Source organism: Methylobacterium oryzae (assembly GCF_036441375.1).
In the GTDB taxonomy this organism is placed as follows: Bacteria; Pseudomonadota; Alphaproteobacteria; order Rhizobiales; family Beijerinckiaceae; genus Methylobacterium; species Methylobacterium oryzae_A.
Genome location: NZ_MLCA01000001.1, coordinates 1,545,190 through 1,570,298, shown reverse-complemented (window position 1 = coordinate 1,570,298; position 25,109 = coordinate 1,545,190). Strand labels below are relative to the sequence as shown.

The window sequence follows — 25,109 nt, the reverse complement described above, 5'->3', positions numbered from 1 at the left end:
CGGGAATGGGGTCGCGCGCGGCCCCGCGCAAGGGGCCCCGCGCAGCGCCGCTGCCGCCTCAATGTGACGCCGGCACCGCCGCGGCGCCGCCCTTGTCGTGCTGGCCGAACCGCTCCACCAGGGTCGCGCTGGCCGCGTTGAGGCCAATGACCGCGACGTCGCGGCCCCGGGCACGGGCCTTGAGGACGACCCGGTCGAGGGCCGCGATGGCCGAGATGTCCCAGAAATGCGCCGCGTGGACGTCGATCACGAGGCGGTCGACCGGCTCCAGTACGTCGATCTCGTCGGAGAAGGTGCCCGCGGAGGCGAAGAAGACCTGCCCGGCGACGGTGTAGGTTCGCGTCCGGCCATCGGCCGAGAGCGCGGAGGTGATCCGGTTGAGCCGGGCGACCTTGCCGGCGAAGAACACGCCGGAGAGCAGGACCCCGACCAGCACGCCGATGGCGAGATCCTTCGTGGCCACCACGACCAGGACGGTTGCCAGCATCACCGCCGATGAGGGCAGCGGGTTGGTGCGCAGGCGCAGCAGGGAGCGCCACGAGAAGGTGTTGATCGAGACCATGATCATCACGGCCGTCAGCGCCGCCACCGGCACGACGGCCAGCAGATCCTGCAGGGCCACGAGGAGCAGCAGCAGGAAGGCGCCCGCGACGAACGTCGAGAGGCGCCCTCGAGCGCCCGAGGAGACGTTGATCACCGACTGGCCGATCATCGCGCAGCCGCCCATGCCGCCGAACACCGCCGAGGCCATGTTGGCGACACCCTGGCCCATGCACTCGCGGTTCTTGTCGCTGCCCGTGTCGGTCATGTCGTCGACGATCTGCGCGGTGAGCAGGCTCTCCAGCAGGCCGACGGCGGCGAGCGTCGCCGCGTAGGGCAGGAGGATCCGCAAGGTCTCGAGGGTGAGCGGCACGTCCGGCAGCGCGAAGCTCGGCAGCGCCGACGGCAGGGCGCCCAGATGGGCGACGGTGCGCACGTCGAGGTGGAACATCGCGGTGATCGCCGTGAGCACCGCGATGGCCACGAGGGGGGCCGGGATCGCGCCGGTGATCCGCGGGAATCCGTAGATGATCACGAGGCCGAGGGCGATCAGGCCGTAGGTCGCCGGCGTGACCCCGGTCAGCTCCGGCAACTGCGCCAGGAAGATGAGGATCGCCAGCGCGTTGACGAAACCGGTCATCACCGATTGCGACACGAAGCGCATCAGCCGGCCCAGCCGGAGCAGGCCGGCCAGGATCTGGATCAGGCCCATCAGGATCGTGGCGGCGAAGAGGTACTGGACGCCGTGCTCGCGCACGAGGTCGACCATGACCACCGCGGTGGCGGCGGTGGCGGCCGAGATCATCGCCGGGCGCCCGCCCGCGAAGGCGATGGTGCAGGCGATGACCACGGAGGCGTAGAGCCCGACCTTCGGGTCGACGCCGGCGATGACCGAGAAGCCGATGGCTTCGGGGATCAGCGCGAGGGCGACGACGAGGCCCGAGAGGGTGTCGCCGCGCAGGCTGGAGGTCCACGACCGGAGGTATCCGGCGTTTCCGGTAGGATTGATTGACATCGATGAATCCGCACGAGCGGCGTGCCCGCGTCACTGGCGGGTCAAGGCGCGTCTCGAATGCGTGGTCCGGCGGATCGGCGGCCGGAAGAGCCACCCGGGCTTTCACCGGGTCCTTGCGAGTGCCCCGAGACTAGGGGCGCTCGCGCTGCAATGCAACATCCACCGGGCGCCGCGGTGATGTCAGGCGGCGCGCACCTGGGCCACGAAGCCCGCCACCTCGCCGCCGAGACCGCTTGAGCGGCGGGCGATGTCGGCGGCGGCATCGAGAACCTCCGCGGCGCTCGCACCCGTCTCGCGGGCCGCGCCCAGGACCAGCGCCATCGTGTCGGTGACGGCGCGGGTGCCGCTGGCGGCCTCGGAGACGCTGCGCGCGATCTCCTGGGTGGCCAGTTGCTGCTCCTCGACGGCCGCGGCAACGCCGAGGGCGATGCCGTGGACCTGCTCGATCGTGCCGCCGATCTCCTCGATCGCCGCGACAGCCTCGTGGGTCGCGTGCCGCATGGCGGCGATCTGGCCGGCGATCTCCTCCGTGGCCTTGGCGGTCTGCGTCGCCAGCTCCTTCACCTCGGTGGCGACGACGGCGAAGCCGCGCCCGGCCTCGCCGGCCCGCGCGGCCTCGATCGTGGCGTTGAGCGCCAGCAAGTTGGTCTGGCCGGCGATGGTCGAGATGAGGGACACGACCTGCCCGATCCCGTCGGCGCTGCGGGCGAGGGCCTGGACGCTCGCCCGGGTCCGCCGTGTCGCCTCGACCGCGCTCTCGGCGGCCGTCGAGGTCTGCGTGACCTGGACGCCGATCTCGCTGGCGGTCGCGGCGAGCTCCTCGGTGGCGGCGGCCACGGCCTCGACGTTGTGCGCGGTGGTCTCGGCGGCGCGGGTCACCGACTGCGACTGCGTCCCCGCGTGCTCGGCGTTGCCCGCCATGGTCGCGGCGGCGCGCTCCAGCCCGGCGGCGGCTCCGGCGAGGTGCTCGACCAGGCCGCCGATGCTGCCCTGGAAGCGCTCGGCGAGCCCTGCCATCTCGGTGCGCTTGCGCGTCGCCGTGTCGGCCTGCATCCGCTCGTGCTCGTGCCGCAGGGTCTCGGCCTCCCGCATCGTGTCGCTGAAGATCTGCATGCTCGTCCAGATCGCGCCGATCTCGTCGCGGCCCGGCTTGATCGCGGGCAGGGTGAGGTCGCCGCGCGAGAGGCGCTGGATCGCGTCCGAGACCGCCCGCAGCGGCCGGGCGATCTGCCGCTGCCCGACGAACAGGCCGAGGGCGCAGCAGATCACGGTCCCGATCAGGGCGAGGCCGAGGAGGAGCAGCGTGCGCGTCTCGAACAGCGCCTGGGTGTCGGCCTTGATCGCCGCCATCTCGGTCCGGCCCTGCTTCACCAGGGCGTCGATGCTGGCCTGGAAGACCTTGCGGTTCGCGCGGTTGGCGTCGTTGAATCCGAGCTCGGCGGCCGCCTTGGGGCCGGTCGTGTCGCCGGCATCCGCGAGGGCGCTGCGGAGGGTCCGGAAGGCGTCGGCGTTGCGTACCATGGCGTCGAAGAGCGGCCGCTCGGCGTCGGTGACCCGCGGTGCCCAGTCAGCCCGGAGCGCGTCCATCTCGGCGAGACCCTTGCGGATGCCGGCAGTGTACTTGCCGGCCTCCGCGCGGTCGCTGGAGGCGTAGACACCGCGCGAGTCCATGGTGACTTCGGCGGCGAGGCGGTTGAAATTCGCGGCGTCGAGCGCCCGGATCGAGGCGCCCTCGACGCTCGCGAGCGAGCGCTCGAAACTCTTCAGCGTCGCGACGCTGACCCCCGCCACGATGAGCGTCGTCAGGCTGCAGGCGCCGACGAAGCCCAGGAGTTTTCCGCCGATTTTCATCGCTATCCAACCGTCAAGGCTCGGTTGGCGTCAAATTGCCGGTTATTCGTCAAGACGTCGTAAACCGAGGCGATCCGGAATTATTTGTCCTGGCCCTGTGGCGGCACTGGGGTCCGGGGGCGCGGCCCGGTCCGGGCCGCGCCAGAGCCGGTCAGGCCGCCCGGACGGTATCGAGGAACCGCCCGACCTCCGCGGTGAGGCGCTCGGATTGCCGCGACAGCTCCGAGGCCGCGTCGAGAACCTGGCCGGCGGCGACGCCGGTCTCCTCGGCGGCGCCGGCGACGCCGGAGATGTTGCTCGTCACCTCGCCGGCGCCGACCGCCGCCTGCGCGACGTTCCGGACGATCTCCTGGGTCGCCGCGCCCTGCTCCTCGACCGCGGCGGCGATCGAGGTGGCGACGCCGCTGATCTCGCGAATGCGCTCGGTGATGCCGCCGATCGACGTGACTGCCTGACCGGTCGAAGCCTGAATCTGCGCGATCTGCGCGGAGATCTCGTGGGTCGCCTTGGCGGTCTGCTCGGCCAGCGCCTTCACCTCGGAGGCGACGACCGCGAAGCCCTTGCCGGCGGCCCCGGCGCGGGCCGCCTCGATCGTGGCGTTGAGGGCCAGCAGGTTGGTCTGGCCGGCGATGTTGGAGATCAGTCCGACCACGTCGCCGATCCGCGACACGGAGTGGCTCAATTCCTGAACGAGGGTGCCGGTCTGGTCGGCGTCGGAGACGGCCTTCTGTGCCAGGTGCGCCGAGCCGTCCACCTGTCGGCCGATCTCCTGCACGGAGGAGCCGAGCTGCTCTGCCGCCGCCGCGACGGTGTTGACGTTGGACGCGGCCTCCTCGGCGGCAGCCGCCACCGTGTTCGACTGGCTCGACGTCTGCGACGCCGTCGCCGACATGGACCGGGCGGTCGCCTGCAACTCGGTGGCCGAGGACGATACCATCCCGACGATCCCGCCGACCGCGCGGTCGAAGCGGTCGGCCAACTCGATCATGGTCCGGCGCCGCTCGGCCGCGGCGGCCTCGTCGGCGATCCGCTTCATCTCGGCCTCCTCGGCGGCCTTCTTGGCGACCATCGCCTTGATGCCCTCCACGGCGCGCCCGACCGCGCCGATCTCGTCGCCGCGCACGGCCTCCCGGATCTCGGCCTCGATCTCGCCCCGCGCCATGCGCTGCAGGACCGCCACGAGACGGCCCAGCGGCCGGGTCAACATCGCGAAGACCAGGAAGGCCAGCAGACCGGCGATGACGACGCTGGCGATGCTGCCGAGCAGGCTCGCGAGGTAGGCGGCGCTGAAGGAACGCGCCTGCTCGTCGCTCCTAGCGGTGAGGAGGTCGCGCTCGGCCTTCTCGGCCTCGCCGATCTTCGCGCGCAGGGCGTCCATGGACGCTTTGCCGACGCCGCTCGCCTCGATCTGCCGCGCCTTGTCGAGATTCCCCGCCTCGCCGAGGGCGATCTCCTTCGCGGCGATGTCGTTCGACCACGTCTCCGCCGAGCCGCGCACGGCCTCCAAGCGCGCCTGCTGCGCGGCGTTATCGGCGGTGAGCGCCACGGCGCTTTCCAGCGAAGCCTTGAACGCTTTCTGGCCGTTGTGCAGCGGCTCCAGGAATCGCGGGTCGCCGGCGATCAGGTAGCCCCGGAGCCCGGTCTCCTGGTTGACCATCGACTGCGTCACGCCATCGAGGGCGGAGATGACCTGATAGGAGTGTTCCGTCAGGTGATTGACGCGCTCGATCGAAGATAAATGGTTGTAACCGATCGCGCTGATCCCGACCGTGACCGCCGCCAAGCTGCCGAAGGCGGCAGTCAGCTTCGTTACGATCCGCACGTCATTGATCGAGCGCATAAGACAGTCCCCAGGGTTCCATTCGGACGATTGGAATTTGTTCCCTGGGGCGTGTGATAAATTATACGATGTAAATTATGTCTTAAAGCGGGCGGCGCTTAGGCCACTAGTCGGGCTGAACGGCGGTCGAAAACGCGGGGTCGCAATCAAGCTTCTGTGATTGCCGCACGATCTGCTGTCCTCGGCGAGTGCAACCTAAGATGAGAATTGCTGTGCCGATATTTGTATCGGCGCGGCATTACGGGCGTCGATCCGGTAAAAAAATGGGTGCCTCGATGTCCACCCACCACCGTATTCGCGCGCAACGCGGCTCGCGCGAACTCTGTCGCGTCCCGCCCTGAACCGGACGAAGCCAGTGATACGCCGTCGATGACCTGGCAACGGTGGTACGCGACGGGCGGCGCCGGAGCGCCTGTCAGGCGACGGCCGAGCAGGATCGAGCGACCGCGCGCGACGCGTTCCGGATCGGGGTCGAGTTCGCGACGATGCGTGCAGAGCCGGCGAGACCCGGCCCCGCGAGACCGGATCTCAGGTCTCCAGCGCCTCGATGACGAGATTGCCGTTGGTGTAGACGCAGATCTCCGCGGCGATACCCATGGCGCGCCGCACGATCGCCTCTGCGTCGAGGTCGCCGTCCTCCAGCGCGCGGGCGGCCGCCAGGGCGTAGTTGCCGCCCGACCCGATGGCCATGACGCCGCTCTCCGGCTCGAGGACGTCCCCCGAGCCCGACAGGAGCAGGCTGACCTCGCGATCGGCGACCAGCATCATCGCCTCGAGGCGGCGCAGGTACCGGTCCGTCCGCCAGTCCTTGGTGAGTTCCACGCATGCCCGGGTCAGCTGACCGGGATACTGCTCCAGCTTGGCCTCGAGGCGCTCGAACAGCGTGAAGGCATCCGCGGTGGCGCCGGCGAAACCGCCGATCACCGCGCCCTTGGCGAGGCGCCGGACCTTGCGGGCGTTCCCCTTCACGATGGTCTGGCCGAGGCTGACCTGACCGTCGCCGCCGATGACGACGCGGCCGCCCTTGCGCACCATCAGGATCGTGGTCGCGTGCATCTGGGGGACGGCGCCCCGGTCGTCGTACCTGAATGCGTCCTGGCTCAAGATTCGGCTCCGCTCTCGATCGCGCCGAGATGGGGAGCTTCGCGAGCCGAGTCCAGCCGGTGCGGGACCGGGCGCCTACTCGGCGACCGCCTCGGGGCTGCGCACCGAGCCGGCATCCTGCAGGATCGATTGCGCGGCGGCCTCGGCCAGGAGGGCGTAGCCGCGATCGGCCATGTGCAGGCCGTCGGAGGCGAAGAGCTGCTTGGTCGTCAGCTTACCCTCGCGCACCCAGCCATGCATCAGGTCGGCCCGACGGATGACCGGCACGTCGAGCTCGTCGCCGATACTGCGCACCGCGTCGCGGAACCGGGAGGCGCCCGGCGTGGATTCGAGCTTCGGGCACCATTGCGGCTCCATCAGCACCACGTCGATCCCGGCGTCACGGATCCGGCGGATCGCCGACACCGTGGCCTCGCGGAAATGCTCGAGCGAGACGCCGCGCAGCGGGTCGTTGCTGCCGGTCTGCCAGATCACGAGCTGCGGCTCGGCCGCGATGACGTCGCGGTCGAGCCGCGCCAGCATGTCGTCCACGTGCTCGCCGCCGATCCCGCGATTGATGACCGCGACGTCCAGCCCGTGCAGCTTCTTGCGCAGGTCGATCTGCAGCCGGGCCGGATAGGCGTTGGCCGGGCTCGACGCGCCGATCCCCTCCGTCGAGGACGATCCGAACGCCACGATCTTGAGCGGGGCGCCGATGGCGATCTGACGGGCCACGTGCGGCAGGTCCGGACTGTCACCCAGGTCGAAACCCAGCATGTCCAGGGACTCGGGCAGAAGGTCCGCGTAGGCCAGAACCGCTGTCGGCAAGACCAGCAGAGCACCCAGGAGACCCAGGCGGCGCAGCATCCTGCGGGCGGGGAAGACAGTGTTCAGCGACTGGGACACGGGACCGACGGCTCCGGCTCTCGTGAGCGGTAGATACAATCTGACACAGGATCCTGAAAAGGGCGGTTCCGGGCAGGATTCGAAAACACACTGAATTCGTAACACAAAATTAGGCGGTTTGCGGGAGGTGAGCCCTTGCGCGAGGTTTCTCGGCAACATCGGCCGGGCCGACCCAGGGCCGGGCGCGGCGGCGTTTCCGCTTCCGGGCCCCGCGGGCTCGAACCGGCATGAACCATGCGACCGGCCCGTGGCGCGTCTCCGAGAGGGCGGCGGAGAGCGCGGTCTGGGGCTCCGGCACGTCCCCGACCGGCCGCGGGGCTCCACGAGCCGTCCCATGGGCGGCCGCTTGCGCATCGCGATCCTCACGCACTCGACCGATCCGCGCGGCGGCGTGGTCCACGCTCTGGCTCTCGGAGAGGCTCTGGGCAGGCTCGGGCACGAGGCGGTCGTCCACGCGCCCGATCCGACCGGCAGCGGCTTCTTCCGCGCCGCGCAGTGTCCTGTGATCTCGGTCGCGGCCAAGCCGGTCGCGGGACCGGCCGACGCGCTGGTCGGAGCCCGGATCGCCGACTACCTCGCGCATTTCTCGACCCCCGCGGCGTGCGACTTCGACGTGTTCCACGCCCATTGCCGCATCAGCGGCAACGCGCTCGCCACCCTGACCCGCCGCCGCCTCATCCCGAGTTTCGCGCGCACCGTCCACCGCATCGACACGTTCACCGACCCGCGTCTGGCGCAGTGGGAGGAGCGGGCGATCCTCGATGCCGGACGCCTGCTCTGCGTCAGCCGGACCTGGGCGGCGACGCTGGCCGCCGAGTACGGCGCCCGGGCCGACATCGTCGGCACCGGCGTGGATGCAGCGGCCTTCACGCCCGAGCCCGGGGTGGAGGACGACGCGCTGCGCCGCCGCCTCGGCCTCGGCGGGGGGCCGGTCTTCCTGAGCACCGGCGGCTTCGAGGCGCGCAAGAACTCGCTGGCGATCATCGAGGCCTTCGCGGCCCTGCGCCGGAGCTGCCCCACCGCGCAACTCGTCGTCGCGGGCGGCGCGTCGCTCCTCGACCAGGCCGGCTACGAGGCCCGCTGCTGTGCCGCCCTGGAACGCGAGGGGCTCGAAGTGGGGCCCGGCCGGCCGGTGATCCGCACCGGCGCCGTGGCGCAGGTGGACATGCCGGGCCTCTACCGGCTCGCCGATACCCTAGTCTCTCCGTCGCTCGCGGAGGGCTACGGCCTGTGCGTGCTGGAGGCCATGGCGTGCGGCACGCCGGTGATCGTGTCGGGCCGGCCGCCGTTCACCGAGTACATCGCTCCCGGCGAAGCCCTGTCGGTGAACCCCGAGGACACCGACGCCATCGCGGCGGCCATGCGGGAGAGCCTGGACCCGAGCCGGCGGGCGCGGCTGCGTAATGCCGGGCTGGAGGTCGCCCGGGCGCATGTCTGGGACGCCTGCGCCGCGCGCCACCTGCCGACCTACGCGGAACTCGCGCCCGGGACACCGCCGTTGATGGCGGCGGCCACGGGTGCGGCGGCCTGGAATACCCTGCGGATGCCTCGCGATGCCTGAGATGCGCTTCCATATCCGCTGGCCGGACGGAACCCGCGAAACCTGCTACTCGCCGTCGCTCGTGATCAAGGACCACCTCGCGGTCGGGCAGGATTACCCCCTCGACGAGTTCGTCGCCCTGAGCCGTCTGGCTCTGGGCATCGCCAGCGACCGCGTCCGCGCCCGCTACGGATTCTCCTGCGGCCGCGCGCAGGCGCAGCTCGCCCGGATCGAGGAGGGCGCCCGGCGGCAGGAGCCGGGAACCGTCCACGTCGAGTCCTTCGAGGACTAGCCAGGGGCCTGGTGTATCGGCCGCGCCGCTCGCGAGGCTTTGCGGCGAGGCGACGCAGAACGGGCGATCGCCGCGCGGGGTTGTTCGCAGGACCGACGGCGCGAGCGGAGGCGCAGGCGATGATGATCCGGATTGCGGCGGCCTTGTTCCTGGCCGCGTCACCCGTCGCGGCGCAGACGCGGCCCTCCAGCACGACGATGACCTGCCAGCAGACGATCCGCCTTATCCAGGCCCAGGGCGCCCTGGTTCTCGGGACCGGCGGCATGACGTACGACCGGTTCGTCCGCGACCGCTCGTTCTGTGAGCCCACCGAGATCGCGCGCCGGGCCTTCCGGCCGACCCGCGATAACCCGAAATGCCTGATCGGATACACGTGCTACGAGCCCGGTCCCGGCGACTGGTTCGGTGCCGATGACTAGCGCCGAACGCGTCCCGCAGGACCGGATCGCGCTCCGTCATCCCGGCCGGTGACGCGACGCACGCCTCCGTCGTCCGGTGCCGCGCGGGCCGCGGTTCCGGATCGGCCGCCGCCTGCGGATCCCTCCAGTGGGTTCACTTTCGGCGCCACGGAGCGAGGGTGGGGCGCGACGCGCCTCGAGCCTGATCGGAGAGGGACGAGCGATCCCGAGAGCTGTATCAGCCCGCGCCCCGGACCCCGCCCCCGGATTCCAGGGTCACGATGACCCGGCGATCCCCCGCCCGACGGGTGAATCCCGTCGCGTCGAGGTGCTCCAGCAGCGGGATCGAGAACTTGCGCGAGATCCCGAGAGTCGCGCCCGCCTCCCGGGCCAGGAAGCCGGTCTCCGGCGTCCGCGCCTCGGGGAAGGCGTCGACCAGGCGGCTCCTGGCGCTGGCCACCGCCTCCCGATGGAACAGCACCGCGCGGCGCTGGACCCGGTCGACGGCGCGGATCACCGTGCCGGCCCCCACGAGGTAGGTCAGCGCCTCGCGGCGGCGCAGGTCCCGGCCGACGGCCTCGGCCTCGTCGGGCGGCGTCAGGCCCGCGCGGCGGAAGACCTGCTCCAGCCGGCGGGCGGCCTCGCTCTCGTTGCGCGCGGGGTCGAACTCCGCCCGCCGCCACAGGGCNGCCGTTCGTGCTGCGGCTCGACCCGCCCGCCGCCACAGGGCGCCCGCCTGCGCGACCGTGCCGGCGGCCGCGAGGTCGCGCAGGACGGCGCCGGTCACCGTCTCGGTCAGCGCGAGGGCGCGCGCCAGGCGCTCGAGGGCGATGCCGTGCTCCATCGGGTAGTCGCGGTGGTGGTGGGCGAGGGCGGCCAAGGTGCCGGTGCGCAGCGCCTCGAAGGCCGCGGCCCCGACGGAGCGGTCGCCGATCGGGCGGGCGCCCCCCGCGGAGAGCACTTGCCGGGCCCGCTCCGGCGCCACGCCGGCGATCCGGGCGAGGTCGATCAGCGGTGCTCCGGCCGCGCCCAGCTGCCCGAGGCGGATCGCGATCGCCTCGGCGGGACCGCCCGCCGCCAGGGCGGCGAGGTCGGCCATGACCCGGGGGTCGTGGCGCCGGCGGCGACGGCTCGCCGGATCCAGGATCCGGCCGCCCGCGACCGTGACGGAGGGCGAGTCGAGCCGCAGCACGAACGGCTCGCGCGCCGGTACGGTCACGGGCACGCTGAGATGAAGCTGCGCCTGGGTGCTGGCGCCCGGCTCCAGGGCGTCGCGGTCGAGTAGCCGCAGCCGCGCCTCGACCTCGGTGGTGCCGAACAGCAGACGGCAGGCCGTGCCGCCCGCCAGCGCGTCCGGCAGGCTCGCGGCCGCGGTGATCGCCACGTCGAGCCACGGACTCGGCGCGAGCAGGCCCGGCAGCGACAGCGCCTGCCCGCGGGCGACCTCGTTGAGTTCGATCCCGCGCAGGGCGACGGCCGTGCGGCGCCCGGGCTCGGCGCGCTCCACCGCGCGTCCGTGGATCTGCAGGCCGCGCACCGTCGCGGTGCGACCGCCGGGGGCGATCTCGAGGGTGTCGCCGACCGCGAGCGGCCCGCGCCGAAGCGTGCCGGTGACGACCGTGCCGAAGCCCGGCCGGGAGAAGACCCGGTCCACCGGCAGGTAGGGGAAGCCGTCCTCGCGGCCGGCCTCCGTCTCGGCGAGCAGCGTCGACAGGGCGGCCACGAGCTCCGACAGGCCGGCGCCGGTCACCGTCGAGGTGGCGATGACCGGTCCGGCCTCGATCCCGGCCCGGGCGGCCGCGGCGGCGATCTCGGCGGCGCGGGCTGCCAGAGTCTCGGGCGTCGCGAGGTCCGCCTTGGTCAAGGCCAGCACGCCGCGACGCACGCCGATGAGCGTGGCGATCTCGAGATGCTCCACCGTCTGCGGCTTGATGCCCTCGTGCGCGTCCACCGCCAGCAGGACGGCCCGCATCCCGGTGGCGCCGGAGATCATGGCGCGGACGAACCGCTCGTGGCCGGGCAGGTCCACGAGGTCGATCTCCCCCTGTTCGGAAGTGAGCAGCGCGAAGCCCGGCACGATCGAAACGCCGCGGGCACGCTCCTCCTTGAGCCGGTCGGTCTCGATGCCGGTGAGCGCGCGGACGAGCGCCGTCTTGCCGTGATCGACGTGCCCGATCACGCCGACGAGAAGTGTCTTCGAAGCAGCCACCGACCGGATCATCTCCACGGTGCCGCCGTCCACAAGGGGCGCACCGCTCGCTCGAGGGGAGAATCCGCCGCGCCGGCGCGTCGTCGCGCCGTGAGCCGCCGGACGGTCGGGGCCGGAGCAGGCGAGGCAGATCGATTGTGGACAATTTGTCTTGCCACGCCGTGCCGTTTTGGGAAAGCGCGATTTTAGCGCAGCGCAGTCTCGCGCCGCCGCGTCCGAGAAGCGGCCCCTCGGCTTGACGCCAGGGGCGCCGCCGCCTTTGCTGTGGCGGATGCGTCCGACCGTCACGCCCCGATGCCGATGCCGCGCGAGGCGATGCAACCGGAGCCCATCCCTGCCTCGTTAGCCGGGGCAGGTGACGAAGAGGAGCGTATGAGCGACACCGATAGCCACGCCGCGGCGGAACCCCGCGAGGTCGAGCTGAAGCTCGACTGCGCCGGACCGGACCTGACGGCGCTCGCGTCCCATCCCCGGCTGAAGGACGCGTCGGCGACCGAGCCCGAACTCCTGGTGACGACCTACTACGACACGCCGGACCGTGCCCTCCGCGAGGCCGGCCTGACCCTGCGCGTCCGCGCCAAGGGCGACCGCCACATCCAGACTGTGAAGGCCGGGCGCGGCGGCGTCGGCCTGTTCGACCGGGCCGAGTGGGAGACCGAGATCGCCGGCGAGGCGCCCGAGCCCGCGGCCTGGGCCGACACGGCGGCGGAGCCCGTTTTGCGGGAGGCCGACGCGCCGCTTGTGCGGCTCTTCTCCACCGTGGTGATGCGCCGGGAGATCCCGGTGACGCAGGGCGGGTCCCGCGTGCTCGTCACCCTCGACGAGGGCCGTGTCGAGACCGCGTCCGGCGACGCGCCGCTTTGCGAGCTCGAGCTCGAGCTGCAGTCCGGCGATCCGGCCGACCTGTTCGCGCTGGCGCGGGAACTGACCGAGACCGTCCCGCTGCGCCTCGGCGTGAAGGCCAAGAGCGCGGTCGGCTACGCGCTCCTCGACGGGAAAGGGCCGGGCGTCGTGAAGGCCGGGCCGGTCGAGCTGCCCGAGGGCGCGAGCGCCGGTGAGGTCTTCCGCCGGGTGGCGCGCGCGTGCCTGCGCCACATGCGCCTTAACGAGACCGCCTTTCTGGAGGGCGGCCGCCCGCCCGAGGCCCTGCACCAGATCCGCGTCTCCCTGCGCCGCCTGCGCTCGGCGCTGTCGCTGTTCGGGCCGATGCTGGAGAGCGATCCGCGCGCGGCGGGCTTCAACGACGAGATCAAGCGCGTGACCGAGCCCTTCGGCCACGCCCGCAACCTCGACGTGTTCCTGAGCGACACGCTGCCGGATCTTGCCGAGCAGCGCCCCGATGAGGTCGGCCTCGACGCCCTGCGCGCGCGCGCCGAGGCGGAGCGCACCACCGCGTACGACGCGGTGTCGGCGACCCTGGACAGCCCGCAATGGCGCGCGCTCATCATCGACTTCGCGGGCTGGGTCGAGGCAGGGGCCTGGGCCGCCGGGCCCGACGCCGCCGTCGATGGGCGGCACTTCGCGGCGCAGGTGCTCGACAAGGCGCGCGCGCGCCTCAAGAAGCGCGGGCGCGGCCTGCGGCACCTCGACCCGCACACGCGCCACCGGGCGCGGATCGCCGCCAAGAAGCTCCGTTACGGCGCGGAGTTCTTCGCCGGCCTCTACCGGAAGAAGAAGGCGGTCCGCCGGCAGGAGAAGTTCGGCGCCGCGCTCTCCGACCTGCAGGACCATCTCGGCGCGCTCAACGATCTGGAGACGGCCCGGACCATGACCGAGAACCTGTCGGGTCCGCCGATGCCGGGTCCGGACGATCCGGGGGCACAGAAATTGCTCGATGCGGCCGCGGACGCCCGGTCCGAGCTCCTCGACGTCAAGCCGTTCTGGCGCTGAGGCTTTTCGCGCCGTTGCCCGGGCCGGAACTCCGCCCGTGCGGCGGCGTTCGCCGGACGACGATCGGCCCGTCCGCGGGCAGGGAGCGCGGATGGCCCACGCCTACAGGTTCGGCATCGAGGAGGAGTTCTTCCTGGCCGATGCCCGCACGCGCGGCACGCCCCGCGCCGGACTCCGGGCCTTCCACGCCGCCGTCCGGGCGCGCCTCGACGATGCCGAGCGCGAGCAGCTCCAGTGTCAGGTGGAGGTGGCCTCACCGCCGACCGCCGATCTCACGGAGGCCCGGGGGCATCTCGCGGAGTTGCGCGGCAGCCTGGCGGAGATCGGCGCCGAGCGCGGCATCCTGACCTTCGCGGCCGGGACGCATCCGACCGCCCGGTGGCGCGACCAGCGCCCCACCGACAAGGCGCGCTACCACGGCATCATGGCCGACCTCCGGATGCTCGGCCGGCGCAATCTCGTCTGCGGCCTCCACGTGCACGTGGAGGTTCCGGACCCCGAGGCGCGGATCGGGCTGATCAACCGGTTGCTTCCGTACCTGCCGGTGCTCCTCGCGCTCTCGACCGGGTCGCCCTTCTGGCAGGGCGAGCAGACCGGCCTCGCCGGCTACCGGATGCGCGCCTATGCCGAGCTGCCGCGCACCGGCGTGCCGGAGCTGTTCGCCGACGCCGCCGACTACGCCCGCTACGTCGACGTGATGACCCGGTCCGGCGCCATCGCGGATGCCAGCTATCTCTGGTGGCACGTGCGCCCCTCGGTGAAGTATCCGACCCTGGAACTCCGGGTCGCCGACAGCTGCACGCGCCTCGACGACGCGCTCTGCATCGCCGCCCTGTTCCGCTGCCTCGTCCGCCGCGTCGTCCGGGACACCCGCCTCAATGCCGGGCTGACCGCCGCGTCCCGCGGCATCGTGATGGAGAATCTCTGGCGGGCCGAGTGCGACGGCGTCCGTGCCACGCTCATCGACGAGGTGCGGGCGCGAGCCGTGCCGGTCACCGAACTGGTCGGGACCCTGCTCGCAGACATCGCCGAGGATTCCGAAGCCCTGAACTGCGGCGCGGTCTGCGCGCACGCGAGTCGGATCGTCTCGGAGGGGACCAGCGCCGACCGGCAGATGGCGGTGTTCGCCGCGGCCCGCCGCTCGGGCGCGCGGGAGCGCGCGGCGCTGTCGTCGGTGGTCGATCATCTCGCGGCGGAAACCGCCGCCGGCTCGACGTCCGAGCCTGGGGGGCACTCGAACATCGTTCCGGCGGCGTGACGACGGGCGCGGTATCGGCTGAGGGGGGGATCGTCGAGGCCGCGTTCCGCCGGCCGCGCTCGAGGACGCGGTCGTCGTCATCAGTCGCATGGCCATGTTGCCGAAGGATGTCTGGCCGCCGGTTTCGCGGGCGTTTATGGCCGGTGGCGGGGCGACGGGTTCCCTTCGTGCCGTCCTCTGCTATCCCTCGCGTCCAAGCAGCCACTTCGACCCCGCGGCCGACCCTCCGGAATGAGCCTCCTGCGCGATCTCTTCGGCCATGTCGGCCGTACCGTGACGGCCTATGCCGGTGACAAGGCGCTGATGCTCGCGGCAGTCTCGGCCGCCGCCAACGTCATCGTGGCCGACGGCGAGGTCGCCGGTCCGGAATTCGACGCAGCCCTGCACGGCCTGAAGGCCGATCCGGTCCTGATGAAGGGCTACGACGCGCTGATGCTGGAGACGGAGCTCTACGAGGGCATCGCCCGGGCCCGCACCCGCCTCGGCCGGGCCGAGAACCTGCGCCACGTCGCGGCGGTCGTCGAGCGGCCGGCGAATCAGCGCGAGAACGTCTTCCTGATCGCGGCGGACGTCGCCGACCAGGACGGGATCAGCAATATCGAGGCGAGCGCCCTCGGTGAGATCGCGGTCGCCCTCGCGGTCGACGCGATCGCGCTGCTGCGCGCCAATCCGGTGCGCCGCCCGCCTGTCTGAACGGTTCGGTTGGCATCGCGGTTGCTCGCGTCGGGGGCGCCGCCAAGCTGGCCGCGCCCACCTATGAAGATTGCGTCGCACGGCGACCCGCCGTGAAAGGAACCGGCATGGCCGAGATGAGCCTCAGCAAGACCCACAACCTGCGCGCCAACGGCGCGCGCCTCTGGGCGACGATCCTCGAGACCGCGGAATTCGGCGGCACGCCGGCCGGCGGCATCAACCGTCTGACGCTGTCGAACGAGGATGGTCAGGTCCGCGACTGGTTCCGAAAGGCCTGCGAGGCGGCCGGCCTGACGGTGTCGGTCGACGCCCTCGGCACGCAGTACGCCCTGCGGCCGGGCCGCGACATGAGCCGGAAGCCGATCGCCTTCGGGTCGCACCTCGACACCCAGCCCACCGGCGGCAAGTTCGACGGTGTCCTCGGTGTCCTGGCGGGGCTGGAGGTGATGCGCAGCCTGAACGATGCCGGGATCGAGACCGAGGCGCCGCTCCTCGTGGTCAACTGGACCAACGAGGAGGGCTCGCGCTTCGCCCCCGCCATGATGGCCTCGGCGGCCTACGCGGGCGACTTCACGACGGACGAGATCCTGGCGAAGCGCGACGCTGCCGGCACCACGGTGGCGGAGGCCCTCGACGCCATCGGCTATCGCGGGGTCGAAGCCGTCGGCACGCGGGAGATCGGCGCCTTCGTCGAGCTGCACATCGAGCAGGGGCCCATCCTGGAGGCCGAGGGCAAGACCATCGGCGTGGTCGAGGGCGGCCAGGGCATCATGTGGTTCGACGGCGTGATCACCGGCTTCGAGAGCCATGCCGGGACCACGCCGATGCCGCGCCGCCGCGACGCGCTGCTCGCGCTCTCGGAATTCGCGCTGGCCGCCGAGAGGATCGCCCTGCACCACGCGCCCTCCGCGGTGGCGACGATCGGCGAGGCCGCGATCCTGGCGCCGTCCCGCAACGTCGTGCCGGGACGGGTCGCCTTCACGGTGGACGTGCGCGATCCGCGCTCGGAGACTCTCGACGCGATGGCGACGGCGCTGAGCGAGGCGGCCGCCGAGATCTCCGCGCGGCGTCACCTGAAGATCGCGCTGACGCGGATCTGGCGGAAAGAGCCCGTGCCGTTCGATCCCGCCATCGTGGCGGCGATCGACGCTTCGGCCGAGAGCCTGGGCCATCCGCGGCGCCGGATCATCTCGGGCGCCGGCCACGATGCCTGCAACCTCGCCGCGAAGGTACCCGCCGCGATGATCTTCGTGCCGTGCAAGGACGGAGTCAGCCACAACGAGTCGGAATCCGCCACGCAGGGCGACTGCGCGGCCGGTGCCGACGTGCTGCTGCAGACCGTGCTCCGCCTCGCCAACGCCCCGCGCGCCTGAGGCTTCCCGCCGGGACGGCGCCCGTCGTCCGGGCGCCGGGCGCGCCGCGCCGCCCGCGCGGAGGTGTACCGCGGCGGAAAATCCCGTAAGGACCGCTCCATGAGCGCGCGATCCTATCGCGACGCCAAAGGCCGGCCGCTCGTCGCGGTCACCGGCATCGGCGTCGTTTCCTCCCTCGGTCAGGGACAGGCCGACACGTGGACGGCCATGACCGAGGGCCGGTCGGGCATCCACGCGATCGCGCGGTTTCCCACCGACACGCTGCGCACCCGCATCGCCGGGACGGTGGATTTCCTCGACACCGATCCCCTCGTGGCGCCGCTCCTGTCCGAGCGGTTCGCTGCCGTCGCCGCCGAGGAGGCGGTGGCGCAGGCAGGGATCGGCGCCAAGGGCGATTTTCCGGGGGCGCTGTTCATCGCGGTCCCGCCGGTCGAGATGGAATGGCCCCAGCGGCAGGCCCTGGCCGAGGCCGCGGGCGGCGACGGCCCGGTCGACTACGCCGGCCTGCTGCGGGCGGCGGCGACGCGCCGCTTCGATTCCTGGCACGACCTGTTCATCTTCGGCACGGTCGCCGACCGCATCGCCGACCGCTTCGGCACCAAGGGCTCGCCGATCTCCCTCTCGACCGCCTGCTCGTCGGGGGCCACCGCGATCCAGCTCGGCGTCGAGGCGATCCGGCGCGGCGAGACCGCCGCGGCGCTCTGCATCGGCACGGACGGCTCGGTGAACCCGGAATCGCTGATCCGCTTCTCGCTGCTCTCGGCGCTCTCGACCCGCAACGACGAGCCCGCGACCGCCTCGAAACCGTTCTCGAAGGACCGGGACGGGTTCGTCATGGGCGAGGGCGCGGCCGCCCTGGTGCTCGAGGACGCCGAGGCCGCCGTCGCGCGCGGCGCCGCGATCCTCGGCTACGTCCTCGGCTGCGGCGAGAAGGGCGACGGCTTCCACCGCACCCGGTCCAGCCCCGACGGCGCGCCGATCATCGCGGCGATCCGGGCGAGCCTGGACGATGCCGGAGTCGCGGCCGAGGCGATCGACACGGTGAACGCGCACGGCACCTCGACGCCGGAGAACGACAAGATGGAAGCCCTCGGCCTCGGCGCGGTGTTCGGCGACCGCGCGGCCGCCCTGCCGGTGACCTCCAACAAGTCGATGATCGGCCACACCCTGACGGCGGCCGGCGCCATCGAGGCCGCAATCTCGCTCCTGACCATCCGCCACGGCCGGATCCCGCCGACCATCAACCACCGCGTTCCGGACCCGACGATCGCGCTCGACATCGTTGAGACAGCCCGCGACCTGCCGGTGCGGACCGTGCTGTCGAACTCATTCGGCTTCGGCGGCCAGAACACCTGCCTGGTCCTCGGCGCGGAGCCCGCATGAGCGCCGCCGCCACACCGCGCCGCGTCCTCGTGACCGGCGGCGCGTCCGGGATCGGCGCGGCGATCGTCCGCGCCCTCGCGGCATCCGGACTGAGCGTCGACTTCACCTATCGCGCCTCGGCCGAGGCCGCGCAGGCGCTGCTCGCCGATCTGCGCGCGGCGCATCCCGACCGGCCCTTCGCGGCCCATGCCGTCGATCTGGCCGACCGGGTGGGTCTGGACACCTTCTGCGAGACCGCCGAGACGGCGGCCTACTACGGCCTGGTCCACAACGCCGGCCAGTCCTGCGACGCCCTCGCGGCGATGCTCGATCAGGAGCGGGCCGAGGCGGCCATGCAGGTCAACTTCTTCTCGCTGACCCGGCTCGCCAAATCGCTCGTGCGGGAGATGACCCGGGCGCGGTCGGGACGCATCGTGGCGATCGGCTCCGTCGCCGCCCTGCGGGCCAATGCCGGCAACGCCGCCTACGCGGCGACCAAGGGCGCTCTCATCGCCTATTGCCGCACCCTGGCGATCGAGACCGCCAAGCGCGGGGTCACCGTCAACGTCATCGCCCCGGGCTTCGTCGACACCGCCATGATGGAGCGCTATGCCGCCTACCGGGACGGGATGGAGCGCCAGCTCCCCGCCGGCCGGTTCGGGCGGCCCGAGGATGTCGCGGCGCTGGCGGCCTTCCTGATGGGCGAGGGGGCATCCTACATCACCGGGACCGTGCTGCCCGTCGATGGCGGCCTGACCGCCATGATGGGTGTCCACCGGACCTGACGGTGGCGCCGCCGAACCGGACGACCCTGCCGATGCGCGCCAGCCTCGCCCTCGTCGCCGCTCTCTGTGGGGCGGCACTCCTGGCCCCGGGCCATGCCCGGGCGGAGCCGCAGGTCTACCGGATCTCCGGCCTGCCGCCGGGCGAGCCGCTGAGCATCCGCGCCGAGCCGGACCCGTCCGCCGAGCAGATCGGTGAGATCCGCACCCGCGCCCTGGTCTTCGGCTGCACCAACGACACGCCCAGCCGCACCACGTGGTGCCGGGTGAAGGCCGGACGCGCCCTGGGTTGGGCGCGGCGGCGCTACCTGGCGCCGGAGTGATGAGAGACACGATGCGAGCCCTCCAGCTGTTCGGCGATCGCGACCTGCGCCTGACCGAGATCGAGCCGCCGCCCGCGCCCGGCGCCGACGAGGTCCGGATCCGCATTCGCGCGGTCGGCCTCAACTTCATCGACGTCTGGGGCTTCCGCGGCATGGCCTTCGCCAAGCGGAAGATGCCGCTGATCGTCGGCGCGGAGGCGGCCGGGATCGTCGAATCGGTCGGGGTGGGCGTCACCGGCCTCGCGGCGGGGGACCGGGTCGTGCCCTACGGGGCCATGACCTGCGGCCGGTGCCGGGCCTGCCGCGAGGGGCGCGACAACCTCTGCGAGGACGTGTCCGGCGTGATGGGTTTCCACCTCGACGGCTTCGCCCGGGAGCTCGTGACCGTGCCGGCGCGCCTCGTCGTGAAGGTGCCGGACGGCGTCAGCGACACCGACGCCGCCTGCGCGGGCATCGCCTTCGGCACGGTCCAGCACATGCTGTTCGACAATGCCCGCCTGGAGCCCGGCGAGGGCGTGCTGGTCCATGCCGGCGGCTCGGGGATCGGCACCGCGGCGATTCGCATGGCCAAGGCGATCGGCTGCACCGTCTACACGACCGTCGGCGACGACGAGAAGGGCCGCAAGGCCGCCGAACTCGGTGCCGATTACGTCATCAACTACCGTACCGAGCGCTTCGAGGGCGAAGTCCGCCGGCTGACGAAGCGCAAGGGCGTCGACGTGGTGTTCGAGCATGTCGGCGCCGACACGTGGAACGGCTCCCTGCTCTGCCTGAAGCGCGGCGGCCGCCTCGTGACATGCGGGTCGACCTCGGGTGTCTCGGCGACCATGAATCTCATGCAGCTGTTCCAGCAGCAGTACCGCATCACCGGCTCGTTCGGCTGCTCGCTCGCGAATATCGGTCAGGCCCTCGCCAAGATGGACGCGGGCATTCTACCTGTGGTCGATACGGTGTACCCGCTGGCGGATTTCGCGCAGGGGCTGGAGCGGCTCGAATCGCGCCGAGTCTTCGGCAAGATCCTCGTCAGCCTGTAGCGTCGGCGTCGGCACAACCGCCCGGCGCGACACCGTCAGCGGGTACGGCGACACGCATTTCGCGCTGCGAGAGACTTGGCGTAAACGTCGCCGTACGGGTGCGCTGGGGGGCCGCCCGGATCGTACCTCTGGAATCGACTGTGCTGCGTCTCGCCCTCCTGCTCAAACGGTCGTACCCGCGCCTCGCGGGTTTCGCGATGATCCCCGTCATTCGCGCCCTAGTGCTGCTGGCGCGCGGCCTCGGACCGGTGCGCGCCACGGCGTTCGGCGCGGCGCTGCTGCGCACCCTCGGGCCGCTCCTGCCGGCGCATCGCACGGCGATGACGAACCTCCGGGCGGCCTTCCCCGACATGCCGGAGGCGGAGAGGAGGCGGATCGCCCTCGCGGCCTGGGACAATCTCGGGCGGACGGGGGCCGAGTACGCCCATCTCGACACCCTGTTCGATTACGATCCCGCCGCCACCGGCCCGACGCGGACCGAAGTCTCGGGCATCGAGCACTTCTACGCCCTGCGCGACGACGGCCGGCCGGGGCTCATCTTCTCGGCGCATCTGGCGAACTGGGAATTGCCGGCGATCTGCGCCGCCCGCTTCGGCCTCGACGCCACCGCGGTATTCCGGCCGCCCAACAACCCGGCGGCCGCGCGCCTCGTCCAGGAAGTCCGCCGCCGGACCATGGGCGGGCTCGCAGCTTCCAAGCCGGGTGCCGTCTTCGCCATGCGCGACGTGGTGGAGAACGGTGGCCACCTCGGGCAACTGATCGATCAGCACTTCACCCGCGGCGTCGTGGTCAATTTCCTCGGCCGGCCGTGCCTCGCCAACCCGCTCCTCGCCAAGCTCGCCCGCCACTACGACTGCCCGGTCCACGGCGTCCGGGTTGTGCGCCTGCCGGAGGGCCGCTTCGGCCTCGAACTGACACCGCCCCTCGACCTGCCGAGGGCCGCCGACGGGACCATCGACATTGCCGGAGCCATGCAGGCGATGACGACCGTCGTCGAGGGCTGGGTACGGGAGAATCCGGGCCAGTGGCTGTGGATGCATCGACGGTGGCGCCCCGACATGCTCCCCAAGCCGAGAGTGGCGTCGGTGTCACTTCAACCGATGGTAGAGGCCTCTCAAGCCAACGTGATTTCACCTTCGGCCTCTCAGACGGTCTGATGGATCGATGACGCCCCGGCACCGCGCCCCGACCCGCGACCGCCGCGCGCTCCGCGCAGCCCTGTTTGCCTGTTCGGCGCTGGCCGCGATTCCGGCGCGGGCCGAGCCCGTCCGCGCCGTTGTCGAACTCTTCACCAGCCAGGGTTGCGGCGCCTGCCGGTCTGCCGACCCGGTTCTGCGCGACCTCGCCCACAAGCCCGGGGTCATCGCCCTGACGCTGCCGGTGACCTACTGGGACTATCTCGGCTGGAAGGACACGCTGGCGCTGCGACCGCTGACCGAGCGCCAGCGCGCCTACGCGCGCGGGCGCGGTGCCAGACAGGTCTTCACGCCCCAGGTGGTGGTCGACGGCAACGGCTTCGCGGTCGGGTCGGACCGCCCGGCTCTCGATCGCCTGATCCGCGAGGCCTGCCAGCACGGCGGGCTGCCGGTCCCCGTGCGGGGGGAGGCGAAGGGCGACCGGATCCTGGTGGAGGTTGGGGCGGCCCCGGAGACCAAGTCCGAGATCCGCGGCGACGTCTGGCTGGTGCCCGTGCTGCGCAGCCGCGCCATAGCGATCCAGGCCGGGGAGAATGGCGGCCGCACGGCGACCTACGTCAATGTGGTCCGGGGCATGCAGCGCCTGGGTCCCTGGACGGGACAGCCAACCCGTTTCGAGGTGCCCGATACCCAGGCCCGCGTCGCCGACGCGGACAGCTGGGTCGTCCTTCTCCAGGGTGCGGCCGATGGAAAGCCGGGCCGCATCTTCGGAGCGGCGAAGGGGCCCGGGCTCTAGCGCCAGGTTTCGCGCGCTTCGCTACTCCAGCGAGATCGGGTCGATCTGCCGGCGGCCCTCGCGTCGATGGCGTGCCCGTGACTCGTCGCCGAGCGCCGCCAGCCGCCGGTCGAGGCGCTCGGACAGGCGGCCCACCAGCCCGATCAGGCCGTCGATCGTCCGGCTGACGAGACCGACGGTCCCGGTCACGGCTCCGACGATCCCGTTGTCGATGGCACGACCGATTCGGCGGATGAGTGGCATGGTGACTGTCTCTGGCTTAGGGGCGCCGGCGGCGCCTCGATCCGCTGCAGGTAGGGCGGCCGTCCCGGCCCGTGATGCGGCCGAAAGCGGCGCGGATCCGGGCCCCGAAGCCGGAACCTCTGCTCTGCGGCCGAGAGGCCCGAACCGGAGGGTCGGCAGGCTCGTTGCATAGGTGGGGCCGCCCGCCGTTCCGTGCGGGCGCTCGAGATCGAGGGTCGGCCATGCGGCGACGCCCGTTCCTGTCCGGGTTGTTCGCCGCGCTGTCGCAGGCGGGCCGTCGCGCCCAGGCGGCGGATCCGCGCGTGGACCTTCTGCTCGTCCTGGCGGTGGACGTGTCGCTCAGCATCAGCGAGGCCCGTTTCGATCTCGAGCGGCGCGGCTACGCCGAGGCCTTCGGCGATCCGCGCGTGCTGCGCGCTATCGGCGACGGCCCGGCCGGGCGTATCGGCGTCGTCCTGTTCGACTGGGCTGGCCCCGGCGAGCAGCAGGTGGCGGTAAACTGGATGATGATCGGCTCGATGCAGGACGCGGCGGCCTTCGCGGCGCGCCTCCGCGCGGTGCCGCGGCCGTTCTACGGACGCACCGCCATCGGCTCGGCGATCGGTTTCGCCGCCGACCTGCTGGCCCGGGCGCCGTTCCGCGCCGAGCGCCGGGTGATCGACATCTCCGGCGACGGCACCGGCAATGCCGGGCGGCCCATCGCCGAGGCCCGGGACGCCGCCGTCGCGGCCGGCATCACGGTCAACGGCATCGTCATCCTCACCGAACCCGAGGGGATGCCGGCCTTCCTGAAAGAGCATACCAATCCGGCGGGCGGCCTGGCCGCGTATTACCGGAGCGTCGTGATCGGCGGGGAGGGCGCCTTCGTGATGACCGCCGAGAGCTTCGCGGCCTTCGGCCGCTCGCTCATCGCGAAGCTCGTGCGCGAGATCTCCTGACCGTCACCCGGATCCCAGAGGACCGACCATCGATGCGCCTTGCCGTCCTCCAGTTCACCCACGAGACCGTCACGTTCCTGCCGAACGACACGACCCGGGACGACTTCATCTATCCCGGCTCACCGGCCGCCGGGGCCGCGCTGCTCGCGACCGACCCCAAGGGCTACATGGGCGGCTTCGTGCAGGTCGCGCGGGAATATGACGGCGTCGAGCTGGCGGGGATCACCTCGCCGCTCTGGCCGCGCACCGGCACAGCCTCGGGCTGGATCACCGCCGACGCCTACGCGCATTTTCTCGGGCAGATGGTGGCGGAGCTGCGGGCGCAGGGCCCGTTCGACGGCGTCTACCTCGCGCTCCACGGCGCGATGGCGGTGCGCGGCGTTCCCCGGCCGGAGGCCGACATCGCGCGGCAGGTCCGCGCGGCGGTCGGCGAGGGGGCGATCCTGGTCGGCACATTCGACCTGCACGGCAACGAGGATCAGGCCTTCCTCGACCACGCCGACATGGCGTTCGCGGTGAAGTACTTCCCGCACTACGACGGCCACCTCCAGGGCCAGCGGGCTGCCCGGATGCTCGTCCGCGCCGTGCGCGGCGATTACCGGCCGGCGCACCGGACCCTCAAAGTGCCGATCCTCTCGCCCACCGTCGTGCAGTGGACCGGGGCCGCGCCCTGGTCCGATCTCGTGCAGCGGGCCCTCGTCTGGGAGGCTCGGGAGCCGGACGTGTTCGTCAACGTCTTCTTCGGCTTCCCGTGGGACGACGCCCCGGACGGCGGGATGACCGTGCAGGCGATCACCAACGACGACCCGGTCCTCGCCGACCGGGTGGCGCGGGACATCGCGGATTTCGCGTGGCGCCAGCGCCGATCGCTGCTGGAGGCCACGCGGATTCATGCGATCGCCGACGGCGTTCGCCTCGCGCGCGCGGCGGTCGCGGAAGGTGCCGCCCCGGTCGTCCTCGCCGACCACAGCGACCGGTCCGGACGGGCGACGTGGTTGCTCCGTGAGATCCTGCGGCAGGATCTCGCGCGGACCCTGATCGCCACCGTGGCGTCGCCCGAGATCCTGGCGGCGGCAGGGGCGCTCGCGGCCGGCGACCCGTTCGACGCGGCGGTCGGCGGGGGCGGCGACCCGTCCGCGGGCGATCCGGTGCGGATCACCGGAACCGTGCTGCGCGTCGTGGAGGCGCCCGAACCCGGCGTCGCCGGCAGCGGCGGGGGCGGCGGCTCCTGGATCTGCGTCGCGTTCGGGACCAGCAACGTGCTCGTGCTGAGCCCGCAACTCGCGCAGATCGTCGAGCCCGACGAGCTGTGGCGCCTCGGCCTGGAGCCGGTCGATTTCGACGTCGTGGCGATCAAGTCGCGGGTGCATTTTCGCCGCGGCTTCGACGACAGCGGCTACGCCCGCACGATCCTGCTGGTGGAGCCCCCGGAGCCGTTCCTCGGCACGGTGCGGCTCGATCACCTGAGCTACGCACAGATGCGGGCCGCCGACTTCTTCCCCTACGGCGATCCGCCCGGCCCGGTCCCCGTTGATCGGTGAGCGATCCCGCGGGGACGACAGGTGGCGTCCGCCGTCACTCCCGGGCGCTCGCCCTGCACGTCCGGG

Annotated in this window: 22 protein-coding genes and 1 other annotated feature; of the genes, 15 read left to right on the top strand and 7 right to left on the bottom strand. The window is 72.0% G+C overall.

The annotated features are described in order from the left end of the window. Window positions 1–58 precede the first annotated feature (58 nt). The 5 genes from MOTC310_RS07430 to MOTC310_RS07410 all read right to left on the bottom strand — a co-directional run bounded on the left by MOTC310_RS07430 (window position 59) and on the right by MOTC310_RS07410 (window position 7,235). On the bottom strand, window positions 59–1,555 hold the full coding sequence (locus MOTC310_RS07430) for a SulP family inorganic anion transporter (protein WP_331301318.1): 1,497 nt from the start codon (window positions 1,553–1,555) through the stop codon (window positions 59–61). Window positions 1,556–1,615: 60 nt separating this feature from the next. Next, window positions 1,616–1,671 (bottom strand) — a sequence feature (sul1 is cis-regulatory element that is thought to sense ions involved in sulfur or methionine metabolism; They are found in Alphaproteobacteria). 64 nt (window positions 1,672–1,735) lie between these two features. Beyond that, window positions 1,736–3,406 carry a methyl-accepting chemotaxis protein gene (locus tag MOTC310_RS07425; RefSeq protein ID WP_331301317.1) on the bottom strand — a complete coding sequence of 557 codons (1,671 nt, stop codon included), beginning with the start codon at window positions 3,404–3,406 and terminating at the stop codon, window positions 1,736–1,738. 151 nt (window positions 3,407–3,557) lie between these two features. Next, window positions 3,558–5,246, bottom strand: coding sequence for a methyl-accepting chemotaxis protein (locus MOTC310_RS07420; RefSeq protein ID WP_331301316.1), 1,689 nt, complete (start codon window positions 5,244–5,246; stop codon window positions 3,558–3,560). A 528-nt stretch (window positions 5,247–5,774) separates the two neighbouring features. Next, a complete protein-coding gene (gene hslV, locus MOTC310_RS07415) occupies window positions 5,775–6,302 on the bottom strand; it encodes an ATP-dependent protease subunit HslV (protein ID WP_331290927.1) in 528 nt (175 codons plus the stop codon). Between the two features lie 123 nt (window positions 6,303–6,425). Then, the gene (locus MOTC310_RS07410; protein ID WP_331290843.1) at window positions 6,426–7,235 is read right to left on the bottom strand and encodes an SGNH/GDSL hydrolase family protein; all 810 of its coding nucleotides are present in this window, start codon (window positions 7,233–7,235) and stop codon (window positions 6,426–6,428) included. Window positions 7,236–7,569: 334 nt separating this feature from the next. On the opposite strand from MOTC310_RS07410, the gene MOTC310_RS07405 reads away from it, so the two are divergent. The 3 genes from MOTC310_RS07405 (at window position 7,570) to MOTC310_RS07395 (ending at window position 9,486) form a co-directional block, all read left to right on the top strand. Next, on the top strand, window positions 7,570–8,796 hold the full coding sequence (locus tag MOTC310_RS07405) for an MSMEG_0565 family glycosyltransferase (protein ID WP_331301315.1): 1,227 nt from the start codon (window positions 7,570–7,572) through the stop codon (window positions 8,794–8,796). Next, a complete protein-coding gene (locus MOTC310_RS07400) occupies window positions 8,789–9,067 on the top strand; it encodes an MSMEG_0570 family nitrogen starvation response protein (protein WP_331301314.1) in 279 nt (92 codons plus the stop codon). The genes MOTC310_RS07405 and MOTC310_RS07400 overlap by 8 nt, the downstream gene beginning before the upstream one ends. Window positions 9,068–9,186: 119 nt before the next feature. Further along, window positions 9,187–9,486, top strand: a complete 300-nt coding sequence (locus MOTC310_RS07395; RefSeq protein ID WP_331290839.1) for a hypothetical protein — start codon at window positions 9,187–9,189, stop codon at window positions 9,484–9,486. 217 nt (window positions 9,487–9,703) lie between these two features. Here the strand turns inward: MOTC310_RS07395 and selB are convergent, their stop codons facing one another. Continuing rightward, the gene (gene selB, locus MOTC310_RS07390; RefSeq protein ID WP_331301480.1) at window positions 9,704–11,686 is read right to left on the bottom strand and encodes a selenocysteine-specific translation elongation factor; all 1,983 of its coding nucleotides are present in this window, start codon (window positions 11,684–11,686) and stop codon (window positions 9,704–9,706) included. A 360-nt stretch (window positions 11,687–12,046) separates the two neighbouring features. Here selB and MOTC310_RS07385 point away from each other — a divergent pair, with 360 nt between their 5' ends. From MOTC310_RS07385 to MOTC310_RS07340, 10 genes are all read left to right on the top strand, one after another. Next, the gene (locus MOTC310_RS07385) at window positions 12,047–13,564 is read left to right on the top strand and encodes a CYTH and CHAD domain-containing protein (RefSeq protein ID WP_331301313.1); all 1,518 of its coding nucleotides are present in this window, start codon (window positions 12,047–12,049) and stop codon (window positions 13,562–13,564) included. A gap of 91 nt (window positions 13,565–13,655) precedes the next feature. After that, the gene (locus MOTC310_RS07380) at window positions 13,656–14,822 is read left to right on the top strand and encodes a carboxylate-amine ligase (protein WP_331301312.1); all 1,167 of its coding nucleotides are present in this window, start codon (window positions 13,656–13,658) and stop codon (window positions 14,820–14,822) included. A gap of 231 nt (window positions 14,823–15,053) precedes the next feature. Then, window positions 15,054–15,515 carry a tellurite resistance TerB family protein gene (locus MOTC310_RS07375; protein ID WP_331301311.1) on the top strand — a complete coding sequence of 154 codons (462 nt, stop codon included), beginning with the start codon at window positions 15,054–15,056 and terminating at the stop codon, window positions 15,513–15,515. Window positions 15,516–15,622: 107 nt separating this feature from the next. Beyond that, window positions 15,623–16,888, top strand: coding sequence for a Zn-dependent hydrolase (locus MOTC310_RS07370; RefSeq protein WP_419539867.1), 1,266 nt, complete (start codon window positions 15,623–15,625; stop codon window positions 16,886–16,888). A gap of 99 nt (window positions 16,889–16,987) precedes the next feature. Beyond that, window positions 16,988–18,271, top strand: a complete 1,284-nt coding sequence (locus tag MOTC310_RS07365; protein WP_331290829.1) for a beta-ketoacyl-ACP synthase — start codon at window positions 16,988–16,990, stop codon at window positions 18,269–18,271. Then, window positions 18,268–19,035: an SDR family oxidoreductase gene (locus MOTC310_RS07360; RefSeq protein ID WP_331290828.1), complete on the top strand. Its 768-nt coding sequence runs from the start codon at window positions 18,268–18,270 to the stop codon at window positions 19,033–19,035. Before MOTC310_RS07365 ends, MOTC310_RS07360 begins: the two co-directional genes overlap by 4 nt. 2 nt (window positions 19,036–19,037) lie before the next feature. Then, window positions 19,038–19,355, top strand: coding sequence for an SH3 domain-containing protein (locus MOTC310_RS07355; protein ID WP_331290827.1), 318 nt, complete (start codon window positions 19,038–19,040; stop codon window positions 19,353–19,355). A gap of 11 nt (window positions 19,356–19,366) precedes the next feature. Beyond that, the gene (locus MOTC310_RS07350) at window positions 19,367–20,389 is read left to right on the top strand and encodes a zinc-binding dehydrogenase (RefSeq protein ID WP_331301310.1); all 1,023 of its coding nucleotides are present in this window, start codon (window positions 19,367–19,369) and stop codon (window positions 20,387–20,389) included. Window positions 20,390–20,529: 140 nt separating this feature from the next. Then, window positions 20,530–21,546: a lipid A biosynthesis lauroyl acyltransferase gene (locus MOTC310_RS07345; protein WP_331301309.1), complete on the top strand. Its 1,017-nt coding sequence runs from the start codon at window positions 20,530–20,532 to the stop codon at window positions 21,544–21,546. A 7-nt stretch (window positions 21,547–21,553) separates the two neighbouring features. Next, window positions 21,554–22,321: a DUF1223 domain-containing protein gene (locus tag MOTC310_RS07340; protein ID WP_331290824.1), complete on the top strand. Its 768-nt coding sequence runs from the start codon at window positions 21,554–21,556 to the stop codon at window positions 22,319–22,321. A gap of 21 nt (window positions 22,322–22,342) precedes the next feature. Here MOTC310_RS07340 and MOTC310_RS07335 read toward each other — a convergent pair whose 3' ends face one another. Further along, complete coding sequence (locus tag MOTC310_RS07335; protein ID WP_331301308.1) at window positions 22,343–22,564, bottom strand: hypothetical protein; 222 nt, start codon at window positions 22,562–22,564, stop codon at window positions 22,343–22,345. A 221-nt stretch (window positions 22,565–22,785) separates the two neighbouring features. On the opposite strand from MOTC310_RS07335, the gene MOTC310_RS07330 reads away from it, so the two are divergent. Beyond that, a complete protein-coding gene (locus MOTC310_RS07330) occupies window positions 22,786–23,502 on the top strand; it encodes a DUF1194 domain-containing protein (RefSeq protein ID WP_331301307.1) in 717 nt (238 codons plus the stop codon). A 32-nt stretch (window positions 23,503–23,534) separates the two neighbouring features. Further along, a complete protein-coding gene (locus tag MOTC310_RS07325) occupies window positions 23,535–25,043 on the top strand; it encodes a M81 family metallopeptidase (protein ID WP_331301306.1) in 1,509 nt (502 codons plus the stop codon). The last annotated feature ends 66 nt before the right edge of the window (window positions 25,044–25,109 follow it).